We start from the raw sequence: 3852 nt of genomic DNA, 5'->3' as shown, positions 1-3852 counted from the left end.
GTCCGGCCGCCGGCTCCTGGCGGCCCGACCGGCCGTCCGACCCGCACGCCCCGCTGGCCGCGCGGATGCGCCCGCGGACCCTGGACGAGGTCGTCGGCCCGCAGCACCGTCTCGGGCCCGGGGCGCCGCTGCGCCGGCTGGTCCAGGGTGGCGCTCCGTCGTCGATGCTGCTGTACGGCCCACCGGGCACGGGCAAGACCACGCTGGCGACCCTCGTCGCCGGGTCGACCGGCCGCTGGTTCGCCCAGCTCTCGGCCGTGTCGGCCGGGGTCAAGGAGGTCCGCGCCGTCATCTCCGAGGCCGCGGCCCGGCTGCGGTCCACCGGTGAGCAGACCGTGCTGTTCATCGACGAGGTGCACCGGTTCTCGCGCACCCAGCAGGATTCGCTGCTGGCCGCGGTCGAGGACCGCACGATCGTGCTGGTCGCCGCGACCACCGAGAATCCCTTCTTCTCCGTCGTCTCGCCGCTGCTGTCCCGCTCGCTGGTCCTGCAGTTGCAGCCGCTGACCGACCAGGACATCGCCGAGCTGATCGGCCGGGCCAGCACCGACGAGCGGGGTCTGGCCGGCGCGTTCACCGTCACCGACGAGGCGATCGCGCATCTGGTCGCCCTGGCCGGCGGCGACGCCCGGCGTGCCCTGACCGCGTTGGAGGCGGCGGCCGAGTCGGTCCGGGAGCTCGACGACCGTCCCGACGAGCCCGCGGCCGCCGCCCCGGACGATGTCGCCGGAACGGATCCGGGTCCCCGGGAGATCGACCTGGCCGCGGTGGAGCGGGCCGTGAACCGGGCCGCCGTCCGCTACGACCGGTCCGGCGACCAGCACTACGACGTGACCAGCGCGTTCATCAAGTCCATCCGCGGCAGCGACGTCGACGCGGCGCTGCACTACCTGGCCCGGATGATCGAGGCCGGGGAGGACCCCCGGTTCATCGCCCGGCGGCTGATGGTGCACGCCTCGGAGGACGTCGGGCTGGCCGATCCGACGGCGCTGCCGGCGGCGGTCGCCGCCGCCCAGGTCGTCCAACTGGTCGGGTTGCCGGAGGCGCGGATCGCGCTGGCCCAGGTCACGATCCACCTGGCCACCGCGCCCAAGTCCAATGCGGTGATCACCGCGATCGACGAGGCGATGGCGGACGTGCGCGCCGGCAAGGCCGGCTCCGTCCCGCCGCCGCTGCGCGACGGCCACTACCCGGGGGCCCAACGGCTGGGTCACGCCCAGCGGTACGTCTACCCGCACGGCCGGCCCGGGGCCGTCGTCACGCAGCAGTACCCGCCGGACGAACTGGTCGGCCGCGACTACTACCGGCCCACCGGCTACGGGGCCGAGGCCGTGCTGGCCGATCGGGTCCCCAAGCTGCGGCGGACCGTGCGCGGGCGCGGGGCCGAGAACCGCGCCGGCGATCGCGAAGGCGACAGGACCGACACGACGCCCGATCCGGGTGTCCGGCAGAAGGGTTGAGCGCATGGGCGAGGGACTGATGAACGCCATCCGGATCACCGCGAACGGCGGCCCGGAGGTGTTGCAGTACGGCGAGATCGAGGCGCCGGAGGCCGGTCCGGGCGCGCTCGCGGTGCAGATCGCCGCGGCCGGGGTCAACTTCATCGACATCTACCACCGGCAGGGGGTCTACCCGCTGCCGCTGCCCCGGGTGCTCGGGCTCGAGGGCGCGGGGCGGGTGATCGCCGTCGGTGACGGGGTGTCGGGCTTCGCCGTCGGCGACCGGGTGGCCTGGCTCGACGTCGACGGTTCCTACGCCGAGGTCGCCGTCGACACGTGGGACAAGTTCATCCCGGTGCCGGCCGCCGTCTCCGACGAGCAGGCCGCGGCCGTGACCCTGCAGGGACTGACCGCGCACGCGCTGGCCACCGACGTGTACCGGATCGAGCCGAACGACGCCGTGCTGATCCACGCCGGCGCGGGTGGCGTCGGCCTGCTGCTGACCCAGATCGCCAAGGTCAAGGGCGCCCGGGTGATCACCACCGTGTCGACGCCGGACAAGGCGGCGCTGTCCCGGGCGGCCGGGGCCGACGAGGTGGTCGTCGGCTACGACGACTTCCCGGCCCGGGCCCGCGACTTCACCGCCGGCGCGGGCGTGCACGTGGTCTACGACGGGGTCGGCGCCGCCACCTTCGACGGCTCGCTCGAGTCGATCCGGCGGCGGGGCATGATGGTCCTCTTCGGTGGGGCCAGCGGGCAGGTGCCGCCGTTCGACATCCAGCGGCTCAACAAGCACGGATCGCTGCGGCTGACCCGGCCCAAGGTCTACGACTTCGTCGGCGATCACGACGAGATGCTGGCCCGGGCCGCCGACGTGTTCGGCTGGATCGCCGACGGCCGGCTCGACGTGCGCATCGGCGGGCGTTACCCGCTGGCCCAGGCGGCGCAGGCCCAGGAGGACCTGGCCGCTCGCAAGACCACCGGGAAGCTCGTTCTCATCCCGTAGGCCGGGCCGATGCTCCCGGCAGAGATCGGTCGGGTTGAGGGTTGACCGGGTGACGACACGGGCCGGCGACGGGGAAGTCTCACCGGGTTGGTCAATGGCAGATTCGATGGCATGACGATCGACGAGATCACGGAGTTCATCGAGGCCCTCGGCGGCGTGCTCACCCTGCGGCCGGGGCCGGGCGACGGCTCGCCCCGGATTGCCTGGGGCGACCGGTTCTTCTACTTCGCGCCCGACGGCGCGGTACCGCCGGGCCAGCCGTTCGTGACGATCGTGACCAAGGACTACCCGGACGAGCCGCCGGCCGGACTGGATCGGCCCGGCGCGTTCCGGGTGAACATCGCCGCCGGCCGGGCCGGATTCCGGTCCGTCACCGGCCGCGACCCGCGGGATCCCGCGCCGGCCCCGGAGCCGATCGGGGCGCCGGGCATGCTGACCGCCCACCCGACGTACGGCGCGCTCGGCTGGGTCGCGGTGATCGACCCCGGTCCGGAGGTTCGGGCCGACGTCCTCGACCTGCTGCGCGGCGCCCATGACGCCGCCCGGGCCCGCCACCGGCGCCGGCACCCGGACTGATCGCGGACCTCCCGGCGCGCGGGGGCCGGCGCCCGGCCGGTCGGTCCGGTCGAAGGCGCCCACCGGCTGCTGGCCGGCCTTCAGCCGTCCTTCCGTGGGCCTTCAGCGGGTGGGCCGATTCTTTGATCTGTCAGCGGAACACACGCCCAGATCGAAGTCCAGGAGGACGCCATGAGCACCACCACCACCGGTTTCGCCCGCACGCTGGTCCGTCGCCTGGCCGGGATCATCGTGGCCACCGCGGCCCTGTTCCTGGGCTTCGCGGTCGCCGGCAACGCCGCGCCGGCGCACGCGGACACCGTCGCCGGCAGCACGGTCTTCGGTACGACGGTGGAGTGCGGCGGCGATTCGCTGGTGTTCACCACGACCTCGGACGCCGACTACGGCAGCTACGCCAAGATCTGGGTCTGGGACAACTACACCGAGCAGTGGGTCACCGACGACCAGTGGGTCGAAGCCGCCTACGACGCGTCCTTCAACGTCGCGGACCTGACCTTCGACCCCGGCTACTACATGGTGTACGTCCAGTACGCGCAGTGGAACGGCTACGACTTCGACTTCTCCGGCGAGTACATCGACACCTACGAGCAGTACTACAGCTACTCCGATCACGAGACCGAGTCGTTCTGCTACATGGGCAACGACCTGTCGGACGTGTGATCACTTCCTGACCGCCGTCGATCGTCACCGGATCACCGAGGTCCGGCCCGGGACGACGAGATCCCCTGATCGTGCACGCGCCCCCGGCGCACCCCAATCGTCCCGACGCCCCCCGCCCCGCCCCCGGTCCGGGGGGGGGGGGGGGTGGGGGGGGGGTCGGGCGGGGCGGGG

General features: G+C 73.2%; 4 protein-coding genes. All 4 read left to right on the top strand.

Features of this window, described 5'->3' with window-relative positions; genetic code table 11:
- The first annotated feature begins 65 nt into the window (after positions 1-65).
- Complete coding sequence (locus ACOJUF_RS01350) at positions 66-1460, top strand: replication-associated recombination protein A (RefSeq protein WP_420120068.1); 1395 nt, start codon at positions 66-68, stop codon at positions 1458-1460.
- 19 nt (positions 1461-1479) lie between these two features.
- A complete protein-coding gene (locus ACOJUF_RS01345; protein ID WP_420120067.1) occupies positions 1480-2445 on the top strand; it encodes a quinone oxidoreductase family protein in 966 nt (321 codons plus the stop codon).
- Positions 2446-2556: 111 nt separating this feature from the next.
- Positions 2557-3021, top strand: a complete 465-nt coding sequence (locus ACOJUF_RS01340) for a DUF6194 family protein (protein ID WP_420120066.1) — start codon at positions 2557-2559, stop codon at positions 3019-3021.
- Positions 3022-3192: 171 nt separating this feature from the next.
- Complete coding sequence (locus tag ACOJUF_RS01335) at positions 3193-3681, top strand: hypothetical protein (RefSeq protein ID WP_420120065.1); 489 nt, start codon at positions 3193-3195, stop codon at positions 3679-3681.
- The last annotated feature ends 171 nt before the right edge of the window (positions 3682-3852 follow it).

Origin of the sequence: Nakamurella sp., from assembly GCF_048594475.1 — a bacterium.
Classification (GTDB): Bacteria; Actinomycetota; Actinomycetes; order Mycobacteriales; family Nakamurellaceae; genus Nakamurella.
This window is presented reverse-complemented; position numbering and strand designations above follow the sequence as displayed.